This is a genomic window from Brevibacillus brevis (genome assembly GCF_001039275.2).
Taxonomy (GTDB): domain Bacteria; phylum Bacillota; class Bacilli; order Brevibacillales; family Brevibacillaceae; genus Brevibacillus; species Brevibacillus brevis_C.
Genome location: NZ_CP030117.1, coordinates 4,666,268 through 4,687,104, shown reverse-complemented (window position 1 = coordinate 4,687,104; position 20,837 = coordinate 4,666,268). Strand labels below are relative to the sequence as shown.

Genomic DNA, 20,837 nt, shown 5'->3' with positions numbered 1-20,837 from the left:
AGATCGTCCCTGTGAGGGTCAAATAAGGAGGGACTACACCTAAAAATTTGAACATGGGATCACCTGTTATTTTGGCGTTCGGTACGGTTGATCGCGCCGATATTGCGTAAATAGACCTTTGCTTGAACGGTTATTTCACTTTTTTCATACAGATGCTGCCCTGTTTCCCAATCCTGCCGAATCTTTTTCCACAGCGAAAAATGATGCTGCTTCAGATAGCTGCCAAGCTTGATGACATCCACTTTCATCTGCTTATGGACCTTCTTGACGGTATCATTACTCATTCGCTCGATTTCTTCGGCAAACACTTGTTCAAGCTTCCCCATTGCCGTGTTATTCAAGGAATCGATTGTGGCGTAAGACTCCGCTAATGTGCCTTCACATTCGATATTTATCGTGAATTTCATGTGCTGCTGATCGCGTAAATCTGCTTTAATGCCATGCTTGATCCCTTGAATGTTCATCGAGACAAGATTGTTTTTAAACTTGCCTTTTACCATACCTCCCTTAACTTTTCCGGTGAGAAAATTCAGTCCCTCCGTCTCTTCTTCCCCGAGAAAACCAATCAACTGATTGTCGTGGGTAAAAACAGCGGAGCCTGCTAATTTTACCTCCTGCTTTTCTGCTCTAATGCGCGGGACCACAAAACTGTATGAACTGAGAAGCTCCTCGTGGACATCACCCAATCGAACTTCTGGAAGCATGCGGGAATTTTTATTGACGTTTTCTCCAATCGAGTTAACGTAAATAGCGGGTAGCTTTTCTGTTTTCGGTTTGACTTCCAGTACTTCTTTGGCGAGGCCATTTGAGATAAATACTTTGCTGCTTCGTCTGGAATCTGGATCTCGCAAATAGAAATCGAGTGCTCTGGCAAAACCGTTTTTCGTACGGGAGATGTCTTCGGAGACGATCAGGATCTTCATGTGTTGATAAAACGGAGTTCTGCTGGTCCGGGTAGCTAATTCGCGGGAAATCTCGAAAAGAGAATCTCCCTCGGATATGAGGTTGAGGTAAGCCTCATTCGCTGTGTTTTGACCACCGCCGCTTCCTTGGCCGCCGGAGATCAATCCACCGGGGACGACGAATTGATGTGTGACGAGAAAGCGTTCTTTTACTTGAGGTTTGTCTGGAGCCTCTTGTTTGGCTTGCTGCTCGGCTTCATTCGTACGAGGTTTATCAATCGCTACGCCCACGACAAATCCTCGCTCCTCAATTTGAACCTGATCCCAGCATCCAGCCAGCAAAGTCGAAAGAAGCAGGAAGATGCAGAAAGCAGTGAGTTGTCTATTCATGACCCTTTACACCTCGTATGAAAGCGATGAGGAGCAGCAAAATCGGACATAAATAGACGACGATCATTCCGAAATAAGTGATGTTATCTGCAAACGTGAAGAAATCAACCAGGTTTTGCGGGAGCATCGCGACAAAATAAATCATGGGAGAAAGAATGAGCACCCAAATCGTTTTGTGTACCTTGTGGAACATGGACGACAAGTTGAGCACGGTAATATCGAGCCACATTGCACATGTGTTGAAGATCGTCATGATCCAGATGGTAAAGAAAATGGACTCCACCCGTTCAAAAAATCCGCCGGGGATTTCGACTTCTTTTGCCAGCTCGATGGTTGGATAGGTCAAGTTCGTCGCAACCTCCGCAGAGAATACACCGATGGCGAACATGTAGATGGTCATGTAGAGCAGAATGGGGATCGAGAGACCTAACGCCACGGCCTTTGCACCTTCCTGAGGCTGTTTCATTAGCATGGTGTAAAAAAGGATAATCTCAAATCCAGAGTAAGACAGTCCGACCACTCTGGAGCCTTCCAAGAGAGAACGCCAGTCAGAAGAAAAGAAGGGGCGAATATTTTCGATCTCAAACAACTGGGTAGTAAACAGCAGGACGACGAACATGACGACAAGCACCACAGGTAAAAACAGCAAGTTAAGCCGAAGCATGGCAATACGTGATCCAACCACAGAATACTGAACAATCAAGAGAAAGGAGAGCGTGATCATTTCCACCGGGGTATTGTAGAACAGGTACTGCTTGGCGATGTTTCCGATTGCCCTGATTTCAAACGAGACAAACAGCATCGTGTAAATACAGACGAGTAAGGTCAGGATGTAGGCGATCGGTTTGCTCACGATGATCGAGCTGTATTCAAAGAAGGTTTGTCTCGGAAACCGGGCTGCCAGCTTGGCAAGCAGCCAGCCAACCAAGCACGCACAAAGACCGCTGATCACGACGGAAATCCATCCATCGAATGCTCCGGTTGCCTTGGCTAAGGAGCGGGGAAAAGTCAGGATGCCGACGCCGATTGTGACTGAGGCAATGTTAATCCCCATATGATTTTTGCTGATCATTTTCTCCGCCAAGGTTTGTGCACTCACTTACGACCCTCCTGTACTCATTCTGTTTTCATCTTTCGTGTGAAGGGCATCTGGTCGGGTTTTCAAGAAGGTAACAGGTGCGCGTAAAATCATATCCTTCCAATCCCTCGGCATCTGTGGGGCAAGAGGAGCCAAATAAGGGTACCCGATGCTAGTCAGATTGGATAAATGAATCATAATGGCAATCAAGCTCAACACCACGCCATAAATACCAAAAATGGCTGCCATAAACATGGCGAAAAAACGGATCATTCGAAAGGCAATGGCAAGGTGATAAGAAGGGATGGCAAAAGAAGCGATGGCAGTGAGGGCGACGACAATAACCATGACAGGACTGACGATGCCCGCAGAAACCGCTGCGTCACCGATGACGAGACCACCGACGATTCCGATGGTCTGGCCGATCGGTTTCGGTAAGCGTAACCCGGCTTCCTGCAACAGCTCCATCGTCGTCACCATCATGATCGCTTCTACGAATGCTGGAAATGGAACTCCATCACGTGTGGCGGCAATCGAAAAGGCGAGATCAGACGGAATCAAGCCAGGGTGAAAGGTGACGAGGGCGATATAGAAAGCGGGCGAATAGACGGCCAGAAATGCAGCCAAATAGCGTAACAGCCTCGCTAATGAACCGACAATCCACCGCTCGTAGTAATCCTCTGGTGAATGCAGGAGCAGGCCAATCGTCACAGGCAAAATGAGCACCATGGGAGTCCCGTCCACCAATATCGCGATGCGGCCTTGAAACAATGCTGCACTCACTTTATCGGGACGCTCCGTGTTATGGATTTGCGGAAAAGGCGACAGAAAATCATCTTCAATCCATTGCTCGATAAAACCGGACTCTTCTAGCTCGTCGACATCGATTGTGGAGATTCGCCGTCTCACCTCATTCAGTAGTTCCGGATCAGCGATGTTTTCAATGTAAGCGATGATCACATCTGTTCGGCTGCGTCTACCTATGATGGACCCTTCAAAGCGCAGGTTCGGGTCTTTGATACGTCTGCGTATGTGAACGGTGTTGTCCCGGATACTCTCCGTAAAGCCATCGCGCGGACCTCGCACCAAGCCTTCGGAGACCGGCTCCTCAATGGCCCGAGTTTTCCATCCCTTGCTGTCGATAATAATGACTTCGGTCGATTCATCTACCAGAAGCGCTGTATCCCCGGAAAGAATGCCTTCGAGTATTTTTGTCAAATCCGTTGCTTTCGATATTTCAACGACAGCAAGGACTTCCTCATAGAGCATCCGGACAATCTCATCTGGCTCAGTCGGTACTACTTTGGAAGCAGTCGAGATCATCAACTGGATTTGCCCGAGGACTTGCGTATCCAGCATATCGCAGTTCGCCAATCCATCAATCGCAATAACGGCACAGGAATGATTGGTGTTGCCGATCGTAAAGGAACGAATTAACAAATCGTGCGGGCTGCCCAGCACGGTCTTGAACGTCTCCATGTTTTGCTGCAAACTGGTCGATAGCGTAAGCGCAGGATCATTTCGCTGCTGCAAACGTTGCGCAATAAGAGAGGGAGTTTTCTTTTGGCGACGCTGGGACAAAAATCTGCGCATCATTTGAAGTTCCTCCCGTTCAGAAAGCGAATATCATGTTAGTGCGATTTTTTCCAGATGAGAGGAAAATTATGCGGAAGAACAGGCGAATGCTAAATCTTTCATAGTTTTGAATTGAACTCATCTGTGACCTATGTTACATTCGGCATGGTAGAATAGAGTGTAGGAATAAGGTAGTTCAAAAAATCGTCTTTTGATCATGAAGTAGTCATGAAAGCTTATTCGACATCGAAACTGGCGTTCACCATCGAAGTCCGGTGCTCATGTAGGTCCCCTACACTCCGCTCCTCCTTCTTCAGGTTCTCGCCACTTTCTCGATGCTGAAAAGACGACTTTTTGAACTGGGTATTAGTAGAGAGAGTAGGAATGATGGAGAAGGGTGGAATAGAAGTGCTTGACAGTCAAGTATTGATCCGGGAAACGGACTTTTCCCGACTGGCACATACATGGGAAGAACTCGCGGAAGAAATGAAATCGCAGGGAGACGAAACCACGCCACACAAGCTCATTCAACTGGCCGCGAAAACCAAGCGCGCTGAGTTGAATATTGCGTTTTGCGGACATTTTTCCGCTGGAAAATCAACGATGATTAACACGCTTCTGGGTGTCAATTTGCTGCCGTCCAATCCGATTCCGACTAGTGCGAATGTCGTCAAGATTCGGGGCGGAGAAAAAGCGGCTCGCGTCTTCACCATGAACAACGGTGTCCTTACTTTTGATCCAGATACGGAGATGGAGAAGCTCAAGCAGTTTGCTGTTGACGGAGATACGGTTGAATCCGTAGAGGTTTCCTACCCGGGAACATTCCTTGACGAATACGCCAGCTTGCTCGATACACCGGGCATTGACTCCACGGATGCGGCACACAAAATCGCTACGGAATCTGCGCTGCATTTGGCGGACGTCGTCATTTATATGATGGATTATAACCATGTTCAAGCCGAAGAGAACTTCAACTTTACAAAGACGTTGAAGGACCGTGGCAAGCCAGTCTATCTGGTTGTGAACATGATCGATAAACATATTGATTTCGAATTGGATTTCGATAGCTATAAGGAAAGTGTCGAGGAAGCATTCGCGACCTGGAACATTCATCCGGATGGTATTTTTTACACGTCGCTTGCAGAACCCGATCATCCTGAGAACATGTATGAGGAATTTAAGGGCATGCTTGCGCAGTTGATCGCTGATCGTGAAAAGCTGGTTGGCACGAGCGTTCGCAGTGCTGCCGAGCATTTGATCGACGAACACATCCAAGTAGTAAGAACAAGCCAGGCAGATCAACGCCAGCAGTGGGAAGCCCAGCTGGATGGTCTCGAAGTGGAAGGCATCGACAGTCGTAATGCAGCAGTTGTTCAGGAAGCGCTTGAGCAGGAGGAAGCGGCAGCAGCGACTCTAGAGCAGCGTGCAGAGGATGCCCGAATGCAGATGGAAAAAGAGCTGAGTGTACTTTTGGACAATGCTCGTTTGACTTATTTCAGCACGAACGAAGCAGCACGAAGCTACTTGGAGAGCCGCAAGCCAGGCTTCAAGGTGGGGTTGTTGTTTGCAGGCAAGAAGACAGAGGAAGAACGCGCACGTCGCGAAGAAGCCCTTCTCGTTGAGTTCCGCGAAAAAGTGGCGGGAAATCTCGACTTCCATTTCAAAGAATGGCTCGGCAAGCAGCCGCAAGTATTTGATTTGCGGAGCGAAGAATATCACGCCAGCGTTCACGCTACCAAGATCGAGATTACGGGCGAGTTCCTGAGCAAGCACATCAAAGAGGGTGCTGCTTCAAGTGAGTACGTCCTGAACTACTGTGCGGATATTTCCAACGGGATGAAGCTGGAGTACAGACGCGTGGGCCTGTCCTTCATTGCACAAGTGGTTGAGATGATCAAAGAGCAGGTGCGTGTAGACAGTGCGGCTCAAGGTGAGCGCCTTGGCGTATTGCGTGAAATGGCAGCACTGCATCAAAAGCTGGCAGGACTGGCAGCGAGAGAAGAAGAAACCAAGGGTCGTCTGTTGGCGATTATGCGTGGAGGAGAACAAGTAGCATGAATCAACTACGAGACAAACTAATTACGGCAGCAGAGCGTCTGCGACGCGCAAGTGAAGAAGTCGTTTCCGTACCGGGGATGCAAGCACAGGCACAGGCGATGCTGGATCGAGCAGATCGCCTGACCGCCAATCGTTTTACTGTTGCATTGTTTGGTGCTTTTAGCGCAGGAAAATCCTCGTTTGCCAACGCCTTGATGGGCGATCTCGTACTCCCTGTATCGCCGAATCCGACGACTGCGGCGATCAACAAAATTATGCCGCCTACAGATGAGCGCCCGCATGGAACTGTGCGTGTCGTTTTGAAGGAGCGCGAAGCAATCGAGCAGGATGTTATCCGTTCACTCGCTGTGTTTGGGCTGATTGCATCTGATCTGGATGGCGCATTGGCTGAGCTGGGCAAGATCGACGTGGCCCAAATCCCGCCTACGGCAAAACCTCACTACACCTTTTTGAAAGCTGTTACAAAAGGCTTGCCAGAAATGGCTGCTCATCTGGGTGGAGAACTGCTCGTGGATATGCAGGCATTCAAAGGCTTTGTAGCCAAGGAAGAAAAAGCTTGTTTTGCGGAATATATCGAGCTGTTCTATTCCTGCCCGCTGACCGACCAGGGCATCGTTCTCGTCGATACGCCTGGTGCGGATTCCATCAATGCACGTCATACAGGTGTGGCGTTTGAATACATGAAAAACGCGGATGCCGTGCTGTTTGTGACCTATTACAACCACGCGTTTTCACAGGCAGACCGTGAGTTTTTGCTGCAAATGGGACGGGTAAAGGATACGTTTGAAATGGACAAAATGTTCTTTATCGTCAATGCTTGTGACCTCGCAGCAAACGATGAGGAATTGCAGGGCGTGATTACCCACGTAGAGAAAAACCTCCTCTCGTGCGGAATTCGCCTTCCACGTATTTATCCGGTGTCCAGCCAGACTGCTCTGTTGGCACGGATGCATGAAAAAGGCAAACTGGCAGCTTCTGCGGAGAAAGTATACCGCCAGCGCACGAATACGGCTGAAGGCGAGCCGCTGATGCCGGCAGATGAAGCATTCAAGTTCTCTGGAATGGCATCGTTCGAAGCAGAGTTCCTCCGCTTTACGATTGAAGAACTGACGCAAATTGCTGTGAATGCTGCAATCGGTGAAATCCGTCGCGCCCATGATACCATGACAGAATTCATGCGTATGGCACAGTCCGGGGAAGACGAGCGTCTGTTGCGCAAAGAAGCAGCAAGCAACGCTAAGACACAGGCTCTGTCAGCGGTTGAAGCACTATCTACCGCTTCGTTCGAGCGCGACTTGGCAAAAGAGCGCGAGGAGCTGCTCTACTACGTTCGCCAGCGCCTGTTCTTCCGTTTCAATGAGCTGTTCAATTTTGCTTTTAACCCGGCTGTCATCAAGGACGATGGACGCAACATGAAGCAAGCACTGCAAGGGTGCTTGACTGATCTTCTGCGTTCGATCAGCTACGACTTGGCGCAGGAGCTGAGAGCGACTACCCTTCGTTTGGAGAAATTCACGAACAAGCAGGGGACAACACTTGTTGCGGCGTGGCAAAAGGATGCACAAGGCTATGCAGCAGGTTTGACCTTGGCGCCTTATCAGCAGCGGCAGGTGGAAACACTGTCCTTTGCTGATGAACTGCCTGTAGCCGAATCTGCATTTGCATCAGCGATTTCCTTGTTCAAAAACACCAAAGACTTTTTCGAGCAGGATGGCAAAGCGAAAATGCGTGAAGAACTGGAGAAGCGCATGCAAGATCCAGTGAGCGCGTATGTAGAAATCGGAAACAAGCAGTTGGATGAGCAGTTTTCTGCGCTATTCCAAGAGCTGGTGGCGAGTGAGCGCAATCGCGTCATCGACCAGATCAACGAATATTTCACAGGTCTGTTTGCGGCTCTTGAGATGAACATCGATCTCGACGAGCTGGCTGCAAAAGTGAGTCGTGTGGCGGCTGAGTTGGAGTAATCAATTTTTCTACAAGTAAAAAGGGCAGTCCCTACGTCTTGTTTAGACCAGGGATTGCCCTTTATTATTTCCGATTCTCCCATTCCTCTCGCAAAATCCCCATCTTAATCGCATCGTAATATTCACCGCGAACAATCCTAGCTTTGCGTACCCGCGCTTCTTCGACCATTCCCATGTGAGCAGCCAGCTTGATCATCCGTTCGTTGCCTGACCACGTACCAATGCCTAAACGGACCGTATCCATGTGGGTAAACAAGTAGTCGATCCACATCCGAAACGCTTCCCGACCATAACCATTCTGCCAGTAGCGGGAGTCGTAAATGACGATTCCGATTTCGCACCAGTTCGTCTCCTCGGATATCCAGTAGCGACCGACACTACCTTTTAGCTCGCCGTCAATCTCAATCATCAGCTCAGTTCTTGGTGCATCTGTCCCAACGAGAGCGAGAGACTCCTGGTAGCGTGGGAGGGCACGATACTCTTCTTTTGTGTACGGATCAAGCGGTTTGTAGGGGCCATTCCAATTGAGATGTTCCCGATCCATTGCTTCATACTTCCAATAGTAGATCGTATCTATATCTTCTGCTCGAATATCTCGCAGAACGACCTTTTCTCCTTGCAAATGAATACGCATGACTTGTTCTCCTTTCGCGTGGGTGAATCTGGTACAATCATTGTAAAAGAGAACTGCTCCTATATGTAGTGACAGTTTGGGAGGGTTGGATGGGAACAGATTGGAGGGCCGCTGATGGAGTACATGCCGATTATGGATGCACAGAGCAAAGAACCTCTGTATCAGCAGCTATACAAGCAATTGAGCAAACGGATTGCATCAGGAGAGATACCATCCGGAACAAAGATGCCGTCGATCCGTCAGTTGATGAAAGCAAGTGGCGTCGGAAAAAATACGATTGAGGCAGCCTATCAGCAACTGCTCGCAGAAGGCTACATTGTGAGCCGGGAGCGGAGCGGCTTTTACGCTGCCGAGATCGAGAGATGGTCAGAGCCAGTGGATCAGGATGAGGAGATTGCCTTGTGTTCGTCGATCTTGAAAAAGAAAAAAGGGGGTCATCTCACTTGTCGTTACAACTTTCATGGTTCTGTCATTGATACGAAGTCGTTTCCTTACGGAGCTTGGCGCTCGTGTATGCTGGAAGCGCTGTCTGTCTATCCGGAGGATTTTTCTTTTTACGGTGATGATCAAGGAGAGTGGGAGCTGAGAGCGGAGCTCAGTAAATATTTGCGCAGAGCACGTACGCTCATTTGTCGGCCTGAGCAAATCATCATCGGCACCGGATTACAGCAGGCTCTCAGCTTTTTATGTCTGCTCTTGGCCGATCGGCATCGTGTGGTTGCGATCGAGGAGCCTGGCTATGCAGATGCACGAATCGTCTTTTCCCATCACGGCTATGAGGTCGTGTCCATCCCGCTTGGGGAAGATGGGTTGTCCATTGAAGCCTTGGAAAAAAGCAAAGCAACGGTCGTGTACACGACGCCTGCCCATCAATTTCCGTATGGGATGGTCACGCCAGTCGGTCAGCGTCAGCAATTGCTGCAATGGGCAAAGAGAAGGAACGGAATCATCATCGAAAATGATTACGATGGTGAATTTCGCTACAATGTACACCCTACGCCATCTTTGCAAGGGATGGATCGGGACGGATGTGTTGTTTATATCGGCAATTTTTCCAAAGCATTTTCTCCAGCACTTCGCTTGGATTACACGGTGCTCCCGAAGCAATTGCTCGAGCGATATTGGGAAGCATTCCAGGCGTATCCTTCGCCGGTTTCCCGTCATTTGCAACGGACCATGCAGTTGTTCATGCAAAAGGGGTACTGGGAAAAGCATGTCCGAAAAATGCGCACCGTCTATCACCGCAAGCACGATGCATTGCTTCGGGCGATACAGACCTTCATGCCCCCGGAAGTACGAGTATTGGGACAGTCAGCAGGGCTGCATATTTTGCTGGAGGTGGATACTTCCCGAACGGAGAGGGAGCTGATCGAGCTGGGGTGTGCGGCCGATGTTCGCGTTTATCCGAGCGGCCATAACTGGGCCAATGATCCGACGAATACACGGCCGCGCATCATCGTTGGATTTGGTGGAGTGGAGGAACAAGACATTGCGGTAGGAATCAGTCGTTTGGCAGAAGCTTGGTTTTCATTATGATCTACGCTTTTGCCGGATCTTCTCGTTCTTATCCTTGTCATCACCTTCTTCTTCCTCTGCTTCTTTCTTTTCTAGCTTTTGCTCATGGAATTCAACTGACGTTTGCCCGAACACGCGATCTAGCGGGGTGTAGTAATGCTCGACGGGTTTCTTTTGGATAAAAAAGCGGTAGCAAGCCATTCCAAGCATGCCAATAATCAAAAGGGATACCCCAATAATCAAGCCAGACATCATCATCATTTGTTTTTTGTCCTTCCTTTTTCGATTGTTATGATCATTTACGATGAGAGGGCCAAATCGTTTCAACAGAAAAAAGCAGCCTATGGCATGGGACAGGGAAGTTGTCCAGCGCATAGGCTGCTTGGCTTTTATTAGCAAGAATTATTTCATGCTTTTCTGGTACTCATCAAACTGAGCGGTTACCTCATTCGAAGGTTTGCTGGTCAAATGGCTCACAATCACGATGGCGAGCAGGCTAATGGCAAAGCCAGGAACCATTTCGTAGAGGAAGTCCTTCAGCACATCAAAGCGAGTCCAGATGATAACGGTAAATGCGCCAGCGACCATACCCGCGAGAGCACCCCATTTGTTCATGCGCTTCCAATAGAGGGAGAGCAGAATGACAGGACCAAACGAAGCGCCGAATCCGGCCCACGCATATCCGACAAGATCCAGGATCGTGTCATTTTTGTTCAAGGCGAGCAAAAAGGCGACGACAGAGACAAGCAAGACGGACATGCGGCCAAAGGTGACCAGTTCTTTGTCGGTTGCAGAACGCTTGAAAAAGGTTTTGTATATATCCTCAGTCAAGGAGCTGGACGTGACGAGCAACTGAGAGGAAATCGTACTCATAATCGCTGCCAAAATCGCCGCCAGCAAAAAGCCAGTAATCAGTGGATGGAACAGGATCGTACCCAGCTGGATAAAGATCGTCTCAGGATCGCTCAACGTCCAGCCTTGCTTGGAGTACAGGGCGATACCGACCAGTCCTGTCAGCATGGCGCCAACGACGGAGAAAATCATCCAGCCCATACCGATGCTGCGTGCTTTTTTAATCTCGCTCGTGGACGTGATCGCCATAAAGCGAACGATAATATGCGGTTGTCCGAAATAGCCGAGACCCCACGCAAACAGGGAAATGATGCCGAGCAGGCTCGTCCCTTTAAAAATATCGAGCAAAGAGGGATCGACAGCGTGAATTTCCGTAAATGTTTCTCCCAATCCGCCAGTTGTAAGAACGGTCACGAGCGGGACGAGAATAAGCGCGATGACCATAATGAGTCCTTGTACAGCGTCCGTCCAGCTTACAGCGAGGAAGCCGCCAAACAATGTATAGGCGATGGTGACCACTCCGACAATCCATAGTCCCGTTTGATAACTCAGGTGGAAGGTGTTTTCAAACAACACGCCTCCAGAAACGAGACCAGATGACACGTAAAAGGTAAAGAAGATCATAATAACAAGTGCCGAGACAAGACGAAGCATCCGAGACCCGTCCCCGAAACGATTTTCCAAAAAGGCAGGAATCGTAATCGAGTTGTTGGCAACCTCCGTGTACGAACGAAGGCGGGGAGCGACATAAAGCCAGTTGGCATAAGCCCCGAGAGTCAGACCGATGGCAATCCAGGATGCACTAAGACCTTGAGCAAACATGGCACCTGGCAGACCCATCATCAACCAGCCACTCATGTCAGATGCACCCGCACTGAGAGCGGTTACAGTTGGACCGAGCGACCGACCCCCGAGCATGTAGTCTGTCAGATTGGAGGTACGTTTGTAGGCATAATAGCCGATTAACAGCATACCTGCCATGTACACAATAATAGATGTGAGCAGCATATTCATGGGCATCACCTCGTTGTGTTTAGTATTTATGAATTTTATATGAACATCTTACACGTTATCATGCCCGATTATAAAAATCTATAAGGAAATACAGAAAATTTTGTAGAGCCTCAATAAAAAGTTTTTTAATAACACAAAAAAGCCCGCGATGATTGATCGCAGGCTTTTCTTGAAATGTTTTCCAAAATTACTGAACTTGAACCTGACCGCTTCCGTCGAGTGTTACTTTGAATTCCTTTACGACAGTAGGTTCTGCGCTTTGATTGTTCAAATCGTGTTTGAGTACTTTGAAAGTACCATCGGCAGAGAGCGTGCCTGTATATTCAACACCAAACATGTCAGATTTGTAAAAGCTGAAGTTCGCTAGCTCGGTCTTTTGCAATTCTTCTACGAGCAACTGCCCATCTCCACTGAACATGGCATTACGCAATGCTTCAGAGGATTCGTATTTTTGTTGGAGGTATGTTTGGAGCTGTTTGGCGACTTCAGACTCAGCCATTTGCTTGCCGGCTTCGAGAACTTGTTGGCCCGCTTCGACAGCCTGTTTACCTGTCTCAATCGCTTGTTGACCTGTTTCTACTGCTTGCTGAGCGGTTTGGACCCCTTCGGATATTTCGGAGCAGGCAGTGAGCAGCAACGCGCATGCAATTATCCATACTTTTCTCATGTGATTCACTCCTTTCTGGCGTGACGATTCATACTTTATTTATTTTACCGTATATCCACTGACTTCGCATCCGCATATGATGAGGTAAGCGTAAGAGCTGCACTGATTACAGGGAGGAAACACAATGATTCAAGGGAAAGTAAAATGGTTCAGCAAGGAAAAGGGCTATGGGTTTATTGAGCGCGATGGAGGACCTGATGTATTCGTACACTATTCTGCGATTACGGGGTCAGGTTACCGGAATTTGGAGGAAGGCGAGCAGGTGGTTTTTGAGATTGTGAATGGACAGCGGGGGCTGCAAGCCGCCAACGTAGCGAAGAAAATCGTGTAAAAGAGGTATCATCTTCTAAAAACACATGACGAAGGACTTCCTTCGATTCAAAAACGCCGTCATACCTATACAAGGCAGACGGCGTCTTATTTATGTCACGTAGCGTTCGGGAGTGATCAAAGGTTGTTGTAGAGAAAGACTGACAGCGCAATGACCAGAGCGATCGTAATGATGCCGTAGATGATCAACAGATTGCGAGAACGTTGTTTAAAGCCCCGCACTTTGGATTCGGATGGGTTAATTCCGATTTTTATCGTAACGACGAGACCTATAAGAACAAGTACGATAATAGCAATAATGAAAGGCAAAATACTCATAACAGCCAGTCCTTTCTGTATGGCACAGTCATCCTGCTAGATATACGCAAGGATGCATACGGTAGCTTACTTCGATCATATAACGACCGCACAAAAAAGTTGCCATCCACTTGGGGATTATTTTGCCCATCCACTTGCCGTGAATGCATCCGCTAAGCGCGAAACTGCCTCAGGGATCTGATCTGTGGTAGCTCTGCCAAAAGTGAAGCGGACATATCCTTGCTCTGCCCCGAAAAGATGTCCCGGAACGAAGACAACTCCCCGTTTGACTGATTCTGTGAGAAGAGTTTCGCCGCTCCATTCCCCTTTGAATTTACACCACAGGTGAATGCCTCCTTCTGAACCGACCATTTCTACTTGATCACCGAACTTGTCTTGAAGCGATGAGACTAACTGATCGTGCCGAAAGGACAGCTCTGTTCGCAAAAGATCGATGTGGCTCGCAAACTGAGGCGATCCGAGAAAGCGATTCGCTAGCCATTGCGGAAAAATGCTGTGTCCAAAATCAAACTGCTGTTTCGCATCTGCTAGTCTTTCCATGACAGTAGGGGGCCCGACGATCCAGCCGATGCGCAGACCTGAGGCGACGATTTTGGTCAAAGAGCTGATGTAGAGTACGGTTCCGTGTTGATCCAGCGATTTTAAGGTTGGGACGGGCTCTCTCGAAAAACTGGTCAAGCTATATGGATCATCCTCGATAATCGGAATCCCGTTTTCATAGGAGAACGCGAGCAATGCCTGGCGCCGCTCCAATGAAAGCAGTGTCCCTGTCGGGTTTTGATAATTCGGATTGAGAAATACCATTTTGATGCGGTGCTGGCGGTGCAACTGGGCCAAGTGCTTTGGGTCGATTCCGTCCCGGTCAACAGGCAGCGAGAACGTACGCAAGCCAGCGGAATGAAAAAGCGGCAAGGAATAACAGTAAGAGGGCTCCTCAATGGCTACCGCATCCCCTGGCTTTAATAAGCATTGAACGACGAGATGAAGGGCCTGCTGCGCTCCTGAAGTGATCATGATCGAGGTAGCAGGTGCTGCGATGCTTCGCCATGCTTTCATATGAAGACTCAATGTCTCTCGCAAAGCCCAATTGCCCTGCGGATGCTCATAGCCGAGATGAGCCGGGAAGTCATCGGGGGTCATGAGCTGCTGGAGCGTTTGACTGGGGACGAGCTCGGTCGAGAGCTCGCCACTCGCCAAATCGATCAAGTCATTTTCCTGTGTTTCACGACGGATTTTGCGAATCAACGGTAAATTCGGGCGAAACGACCCTGACTCCGTCAAATGACGCCAGTTCGGAACGCGGGTCCGTGCCAGTCCCCAAATATCTTGGCTGACAATGGTGCCGCTTCCTTGTATGCGCTCGATCATGCCTGCTGCTTGCAGCTCATCGTACGCCGCGACGACAGTGGAACGATTGACGTTCAGTTCTTTGGCCAGCGTGCGTTCCGAGGGCAAATAGCTGCCAGGACCGAATTCACCGCTGCTGATTCTTTGCTCGATTTGCTCTGCTATTTGTTTATATAAGGGCTTTGTAGCCACAGAAGATATGCCATCCATCACGAATCCCGCTTTCTACATTTATCCATTTATTATATCATGACATTCCGATCTTTCATTTTTGTCTGGGTCAGGTAAAATAGATGAGATGGAAGGAGAGATGGACGATGAAACAATACCTGGATTTGTGCCAGCGCATTTTAGATGAGGGTGTCACAAAAGAGGATCGGACAGGCACCGGAACGACCAGTGTTTTTGGGCATCAGATGCGTTTTGACTTAAGTGAAGGCTTTCCCATGGTCACGACGAAAAAGCTGCATATGAAATCGATCATCCACGAATTGCTCTGGTTTTTATCAGGCGATACCAATGTCCGCTACTTGCAGGAAAACGGCGTGCGGATCTGGAACGAATGGGCCGATGAAAACGGAGATTTGGGCCCGGTATACGGAAGCCAATGGCGTTCCTTTACTGGACGCGACGGCAAAACAGTGGACCAGATTCAATGGGTCATTGATGAGATCAAGCGCAATCCAGACTCTCGCCGCTTGATTGTTAGCGCGTGGAATCCGGCTGAATTGGATAAAATGGCATTGCCGCCTTGTCACCTGTTGTTCCAGTTTTACGTAGCCAATGGCAAGTTGTCCTGCCAGTTGTATCAGCGCAGTGGCGACACGTTTTTGGGTGTACCGTTTAATATCGCTTCCTACGCTTTGTTGACGCATATGGTGGCGCATGTCACCGGGCTGGAAGTGGGCGATTTTGTTCATACGATCGGAGATGCTCATCTGTATCTCAACCATATCGAGCAGGTCAAGCTACAGCTCACTCGCGAGCCGAAACCACTGCCGAAGCTCGTACTCAATCCAGAGGTTACCTCGATTTTTGATTTCAAATACGAAGATATTGAAATCATCGGCTACGAATCCCACCCGCACATCAAAGGTGAGGTGGCCGTATGATCAGCCTAATTGTTGCCTATGCCCGCAACCAAGTCATCGGAAAAGATGGCGACATGCCGTGGCACTTACCTGCCGACTTGAAAAATGTGAAGGAATTAACGACAGGCAAAACGATTGTAATGGGACGTAAAACGTTCGAATCGATCGGCAAGCCGCTGCCTAACCGAAAGAATGTCGTCCTTACACGCAGCCAGGACTTTCACCCAGAAGGTGTAGATGTTGTCCATACGAAGGAAGAAGTGCTCGCAATGGGCGATGTCATCATCTTTGGAGGCGCGGAAATTTATCGCCAGTTCCTCGATGTCGTTGATCGTCTGTATATTACGGAGATCGATTTGGAAACAGAGGGCGATACGTTTTTCCCGGCTTGGAATCGCGACGCTTACAGCTTGGTGGACAAGCGTGAGGGTATCGTGGATGAGAAGAACGTTCATCCGCATGCGTTTTACGTGTATGAGCGAAAAAATAGTTGATAATCGAGAATGCCTCGTTGCTGAGGCATTTTTTTGTTCTTTTTTTACCTCTTCTACTAGGTCATTCGTCATGTGAATACTCGACATATGTATGGAGCCAAACGCATATATAACGATAGAAAATAGCAGGGACGAACCCAAGGGAGGTGATCGGGATGAAGGTAGACTTTCACGTCCATCTGGAGGAAGGGCCGTATTCACTGGACTGGTTGCTCAAGCAAGCGGAATCATTGCGCCCCCTCGTGGAGCATGCCGAAGTAAAGGGGAGCCGAAAATGGGCAAGTATGCTGACCAATGGGTTGGCAGAACGCCTGCAACAAGGCCCGTATTCACGAGATTGGCTTGAATTGTATCGATTACGTGCCAAACAGGCGGGGATTCAGCAAGTATGCGTGGTCGAGCACTTATATCGTTTTCTTGAGTATCGGTCGTACTACGAGCAGCATGTGCATATCGGTTCTGATCGCTTGGGGATTGCGCAGCGCAAATGGCTGAGTCAGGTCGCAAACGACTCTCTGGACAGCTTTGTTGTTTTCCTGCAAAAAGAGCGGCTTCGTTGGGCGGAGGATGGAATTGAGCTGCGTGTCGGGATTGAACTGGATTATTTTTCAGGTGGAGAAGAGACACTGCGGCATGTCATCAATCAATATCCTTGGGATGTGTGCATTGGGGCTGTGCATTTTCTGGAAGGCTGGGGCTATTCGATCCAGGATGCACGAGAACGCTTTGGAAGACAGGAGCTAATCGGATTGTACAGCCTTTATTTTGATAAGCTGGAGCAGGCGATCGAATCGCAATTATTCGATGTGATTGCCCATATCGATGGCATCAAAGCGTTTGGTGTGCGACCAGATGAAACTGCCCTATTGCCGTATTATCAGCGTGTGGCCCGAGCTCTTGGACGCAGGCGTATTGCAACGGAAATCAATACAGGCTACGGTCTGGCGAGTCAGCTCCGGGAATTTTCGCCCAGCTATCGTTTTCTGGAAATTTTGTTCCAGAATGAGGTGCCCATCACCTTGGCGTCTAGCGCTACTGCCCCTGATCAAGTCGGTCAGCAGTTGGACGAGGCTCGAGTGCAGTTGAAGCGGGTAGGCTATACGAGCTTTGCGGTTTTTGAGAAGAGAAAACGCAGCATGCTCGCTCTGGATTAGTCAAGCTCCCCTTTTGGCCCATGATTCTGCTATGATGGGAGAAGAATGGTGCATCCAGGGGGAGGAGTAATAACCATGGCCTTGCAGGATCAATTAAAAGAGCTACTCAAGCAGATGGAGCCGCAAATCATTAGCTGGAGGCGTCATCTGCACCAGCATCCCGAGCTTTCCTTTCAAGAGGAGAAGACTCCAGCTCTCATTGCCGAAATATTGAGAGGACTTCACTTTGATGAGGTTCGCACAGGTGTGGGGGGGAGAGGAGTTATCGGCGTTTTGCGCGGAGGGCGCCCGGGTAAGGTCGTCGCGTTGCGTGCGGATTTTGACGCACTGCCGATTCAAGATCAAAAAGAAGTGCCGTATAAATCTACTGTCCCTGGTGTCATGCATGCGTGTGGTCATGATGCGCACACTTCCCAGCTTTTAGGACTCGCTTCTGTTTTGGCAGCACATCGTGAGCAGTTTGCCGGTGAAATTCGCTTTGTCTTTCAGCATGCGGAAGAGGAAAATCCGGGCGGAGCTACCCAAATGGTTCAGGATGGTGCTGTAGATGGCGTCGATGCGATCTTTGGCGTTCATCTCTGGTCGATGTTCCCTGTGGGGAAGGTGTACATTAGTGCAGGTCCGCTCATGGCGAATACGGACGACTTTTCCATCGAGATCAAAGGAAAAGGGGGACACGGTGCTGTTCCAGAAGAAACCGTTGACTCTATTGTGATCGGTTCACAAATCGTCGGTCATCTCCAAACGATTGCCAGCCGCAACGTTAGCCCGTTAGAAAGTGTGGTCGTGACGGTGGGGACGTTCCACGGCGGAGACAGTACGAACATCATTGCAGATAGCTGTCGTTTAACAGGGACTGTCCGCTCCTTTTTGCCAGACGTCCGCGATCGTGCGGAGCAGCGCCTGACAGAAATTGCGGAGGGGACGGCTGCCATGATGGGAGGAAGCGCTACAGTTGTCTACGAGCGAGGGTATCCAGCCGTCATTAACCATGAAAAGGAAACAGCGATCGCACAGGAAGCAGCCATTGCAACATTTGGAGCTGGCCGTGTGGAATCGATGAAGCCGTTGATGGGGGGCGAGGACTTTTCGTACTACTTGGAAAAGGTGCCCGGCGCTTACTTGTTCGTTGGGGCAGGCAATCCGGAAAAACTGGCGACATATCCCCACCATCATCCCCGTTTTGATATCGACGAGGATGCCATGCTGATCGCAGGCGAGCTCTTGGGACGAACAGCGCTCCACTATTTGGAAACACAGCAACGATAAGAACATTCATGAAAGATGCGCTTTTGCCTACATAGGACAAAGGCGCTTTTTTTTGCTTTCAACCATAAGCTATACGAGGCTAGCTAGAAAATCGAACAAGGGAGGGAGTGGCCTTTCGGTGAGAAAACGGATAGGCGTACTGACCTACCGAAGAGAATCAGGTTTTGTCGAGCCTGGCTATTTGCGAAGGCTGGTTGAGGCAGGGAGAGAAATGGGGGCAGAGGTTTTTTTATTTAGCCCACAAGATGTCCATTTTGAAGAAAAGCGGATTAACGGTTATGTACCAGATGGCACGAAGTGGAGACGAAAGCGTTTTGCCTGGCCCGACATCGTCATCGATCGTTATCGCTACTATCCATTGCCCAAGCATCGTGCCTATTTGCCATTTCGCAAGCAAAACTGGTTCCGTTATGCGAATAACCGCTTTTCGAACAAATATGTCGTTCATCAGATTTTGATACAAGATCCAGAGCTACAGCGGTGGCTTCCCGAAACACTCCCCTACGACAGAAAAACGCTTGCCACGATGCTTGCCGATCATCGTCTGGTTTATCTCAAGCCAACAAACGGCACAGGCGGCAGAAGCATACTGCGTGTGGAGAAACGAGCAGGTCGTTACCTTTTGCATGGCAGGACCAAGCAGCAAGCCAAAAGCTGCGAAAAAATGGCGACGCTCACAGAGGTGTGCGAGCGGCTGGAGCATTGGATGAAGAATGAGAAGAGCGGAAACGAGCAGTTTTTTCTTCAACAGGGGCTGCGGTTGTCACTGGTTCCCAAGCGAACAGTAGATGCTCGCCTGCTCGTGCAAAAGGACGGGAAGGGGCAGTGGTGTTTGACCGGGATGGGTATTCGCGTTGGGCCAATGCAATCGTCCACCTCGAATTTGCATGGAGGGGGAACCGCTTTGCCTGCTGTTTCCTTTTTGGTCAAACGATTTGGTCCGGAAATGGCGGAGCGGATTGTACTGGAATGCAAGGAGCTCGCGATCAAGACTGTCACACGCATTGAAGAGCATTTTGGCCTGATGATGGAGTTTGGTTTTGACTTGGGGATTGATGTTAACGGGAAGGTTTGGATTATTGAAATCAATCCGAAGCCAGGCAGAGAAATTTTCAAGCAGATACGTCAGCACAAGCGATATGCGACGGCGGTTCGACGACCGTTGGAGTACGCGTTGTATCTTATTAATAAAAACAGCGCAGTTAACTAAAGGGGATCTTCCAAAGAGGAAGGTCTTTTTTTTGGCATTTTCGTTTCTTTTAAGAGGGGGACACGGCATAATAATAAAAAAATGCACAAGAGGTGAAACGCTCATGCAAAAGCAATCCTTTTCCATCGAACTCGACGAGGAGTTGACGCTACGAGGAGACATTCATACGGAGGAAGCGGCAGGCTTGGCACAGCCACTACTGCTGTTTTGCCATGGTTTTAAAGGCTTCAAGGATTGGGGAAGTTTTCCCTACGTAGCCGATGAGCTGGCCAAGCAAGGCATCACCACGATTCGCTTTAATTTTAGCTGCAATGGCGTAGGGGAGAGCTTGACGGAGTTCGACGAGCTGGAGAAATTCGGGCGCAATACGTATGCGCGTGAACTGGCTGATTTGCAAGCGTTGACGGAACGGATTTTGTCAGGCGAACTTCCTGTACCCGATTATGTGGACAAAACGAAGCTGTACGTATTGGGACACAGCAAGGGCGGCGGTGACGCGATTCTATTCGGAGCAAACAACCCGCATGTGGCAGGGATTGTGACCTGGAACGGAATCGCTCATGTCGATTTGTTTGACGAGAAGCTGCGCCAGCAAATAGAAGAGACGGGCGTGGGCTACATAGCGAATGCGCGGACTGGTCAAGACATGCCAATCACGAGAGCCGTGATCGAGGACGTGGACACCAATCGCCAGAAATACGATATTCTGGAACTTGTTTCTGCGATGGATCAACCACTGTGCATCATCACAGGAGAAAAAGATTATGTCCGTCTGGTAGAGGGTGCAAAAAGAATTCATCAGGCTGCCAAAAATAGCGAGCTGCACTGGATAGAAGGCGGAGATCATACATTTAACACGCGTCATCCGTTTGCAGGTACATCGGCTCCACTGGAAGTAGCGATCAAGCAAACAGTCGCATTTGTCCGCACCCCACGGACATAGAAAAAACCTCTATTTTCCTGCGTTTTCAATCC

Annotated in this window: 19 protein-coding genes; 10 read left to right on the top strand and 9 right to left on the bottom strand. The window is 49.2% G+C overall.

The window, feature by feature from the left end:
- Positions 1-59: 59 nt before the first annotated feature.
- The 3 genes from AB432_RS22665 to AB432_RS22655 are packed head-to-tail and all read right to left on the bottom strand — an operon-like array spanning position 60 to position 3,966.
- Positions 60-1,292 (bottom strand): Ger(x)C family spore germination protein, encoded by a 1,233-nt coding sequence (locus tag AB432_RS22665; RefSeq protein WP_048034202.1) that lies wholly within the window; start codon positions 1,290-1,292, stop codon positions 60-62.
- On the bottom strand, positions 1,285-2,391 hold the full coding sequence (locus tag AB432_RS22660) for a GerAB/ArcD/ProY family transporter (protein WP_048034201.1): 1,107 nt from the start codon (positions 2,389-2,391) through the stop codon (positions 1,285-1,287). Before AB432_RS22660 ends, AB432_RS22665 begins: the two co-directional genes overlap by 8 nt.
- Positions 2,392-3,966, bottom strand: a complete 1,575-nt coding sequence (locus tag AB432_RS22655) for a spore germination protein (RefSeq protein WP_048034200.1) — start codon at positions 3,964-3,966, stop codon at positions 2,392-2,394.
- Between the two features lie 333 nt (positions 3,967-4,299).
- Between AB432_RS22655 and AB432_RS22650 the strand changes: the two genes are divergently transcribed.
- Positions 4,300-6,003: a dynamin family protein gene (locus tag AB432_RS22650; protein WP_235617530.1), complete on the top strand. Its 1,704-nt coding sequence runs from the start codon at positions 4,300-4,302 to the stop codon at positions 6,001-6,003.
- Entirely contained in the window at positions 6,000-7,967 is a 1,968-nt protein-coding gene (locus tag AB432_RS22645) for a dynamin family protein (RefSeq protein WP_048034198.1), read from the top strand. The genes AB432_RS22650 and AB432_RS22645 overlap by 4 nt, the downstream gene beginning before the upstream one ends.
- Positions 7,968-8,031: 64 nt before the next feature.
- Here the strand turns inward: AB432_RS22645 and AB432_RS22640 are convergent, their stop codons facing one another.
- Positions 8,032-8,601, bottom strand: coding sequence for a GNAT family N-acetyltransferase (locus AB432_RS22640; protein WP_048034197.1), 570 nt, complete (start codon positions 8,599-8,601; stop codon positions 8,032-8,034).
- A 114-nt stretch (positions 8,602-8,715) separates the two neighbouring features.
- On the opposite strand from AB432_RS22640, the gene AB432_RS22635 reads away from it, so the two are divergent.
- Complete coding sequence (locus tag AB432_RS22635; protein ID WP_048034196.1) at positions 8,716-10,137, top strand: MocR-like pyridoxine biosynthesis transcription factor PdxR; 1,422 nt, start codon at positions 8,716-8,718, stop codon at positions 10,135-10,137.
- Here the strand turns inward: AB432_RS22635 and AB432_RS22630 are convergent.
- The 3 genes from AB432_RS22630 to AB432_RS22620 all read right to left on the bottom strand — a co-directional run bounded on the left by AB432_RS22630 (position 10,132) and on the right by AB432_RS22620 (position 12,649).
- Positions 10,132-10,443 carry a DUF3951 domain-containing protein gene (locus tag AB432_RS22630; RefSeq protein WP_235617529.1) on the bottom strand — a complete coding sequence of 104 codons (312 nt, stop codon included), beginning with the start codon at positions 10,441-10,443 and terminating at the stop codon, positions 10,132-10,134. The genes AB432_RS22635 and AB432_RS22630 overlap by 6 nt on opposite strands.
- Before the next feature lie 75 nt (positions 10,444-10,518).
- Entirely contained in the window at positions 10,519-11,982 is a 1,464-nt protein-coding gene (putP, locus tag AB432_RS22625) for a sodium/proline symporter PutP (protein ID WP_201265899.1), read from the bottom strand.
- A gap of 187 nt (positions 11,983-12,169) precedes the next feature.
- Positions 12,170-12,649, bottom strand: coding sequence for an outer membrane protein assembly factor BamD (locus AB432_RS22620; protein ID WP_048034193.1), 480 nt, complete (start codon positions 12,647-12,649; stop codon positions 12,170-12,172).
- Positions 12,650-12,773: 124 nt separating this feature from the next.
- Between AB432_RS22620 and AB432_RS22615 the strand changes: the two genes are divergently transcribed.
- Positions 12,774-12,980: a cold-shock protein gene (locus AB432_RS22615; protein ID WP_048034192.1), complete on the top strand. Its 207-nt coding sequence runs from the start codon at positions 12,774-12,776 to the stop codon at positions 12,978-12,980.
- 116 nt (positions 12,981-13,096) lie between these two features.
- On the opposite strand, the gene AB432_RS22610 is transcribed toward AB432_RS22615, so the two are convergent.
- A complete protein-coding gene (locus AB432_RS22610) occupies positions 13,097-13,297 on the bottom strand; it encodes a hypothetical protein (protein ID WP_007728714.1) in 201 nt (66 codons plus the stop codon).
- A gap of 117 nt (positions 13,298-13,414) precedes the next feature.
- The gene (locus AB432_RS22605; RefSeq protein ID WP_048034191.1) at positions 13,415-14,854 is read right to left on the bottom strand and encodes a MocR-like pyridoxine biosynthesis transcription factor PdxR; all 1,440 of its coding nucleotides are present in this window, start codon (positions 14,852-14,854) and stop codon (positions 13,415-13,417) included.
- A 107-nt stretch (positions 14,855-14,961) separates the two neighbouring features.
- Here AB432_RS22605 and AB432_RS22600 point away from each other — a divergent pair, with 107 nt between their 5' ends.
- The 6 genes from AB432_RS22600 (at position 14,962) to AB432_RS22575 (ending at position 20,805) form a co-directional block, all read left to right on the top strand.
- Entirely contained in the window at positions 14,962-15,756 is a 795-nt protein-coding gene (locus AB432_RS22600) for a thymidylate synthase (protein WP_048034190.1), read from the top strand.
- The gene (locus AB432_RS22595; protein ID WP_048034189.1) at positions 15,753-16,229 is read left to right on the top strand and encodes a dihydrofolate reductase; all 477 of its coding nucleotides are present in this window, start codon (positions 15,753-15,755) and stop codon (positions 16,227-16,229) included. The genes AB432_RS22600 and AB432_RS22595 overlap by 4 nt, the downstream gene beginning before the upstream one ends.
- Before the next feature lie 155 nt (positions 16,230-16,384).
- Positions 16,385-17,383 (top strand): histidinol phosphate phosphatase domain-containing protein, encoded by a 999-nt coding sequence (locus tag AB432_RS22590; protein ID WP_048034188.1) that lies wholly within the window; start codon positions 16,385-16,387, stop codon positions 17,381-17,383.
- A gap of 75 nt (positions 17,384-17,458) precedes the next feature.
- Entirely contained in the window at positions 17,459-18,652 is a 1,194-nt protein-coding gene (locus AB432_RS22585) for a M20 metallopeptidase family protein (RefSeq protein WP_048034187.1), read from the top strand.
- A 118-nt stretch (positions 18,653-18,770) separates the two neighbouring features.
- Positions 18,771-19,862: a YheC/YheD family endospore coat-associated protein gene (locus AB432_RS22580; RefSeq protein WP_048034186.1), complete on the top strand. Its 1,092-nt coding sequence runs from the start codon at positions 18,771-18,773 to the stop codon at positions 19,860-19,862.
- A 103-nt stretch (positions 19,863-19,965) separates the two neighbouring features.
- Positions 19,966-20,805, top strand: a complete 840-nt coding sequence (locus AB432_RS22575; RefSeq protein ID WP_048034185.1) for an alpha/beta hydrolase — start codon at positions 19,966-19,968, stop codon at positions 20,803-20,805.
- Positions 20,806-20,837: the final 32 nt, after the last annotated feature.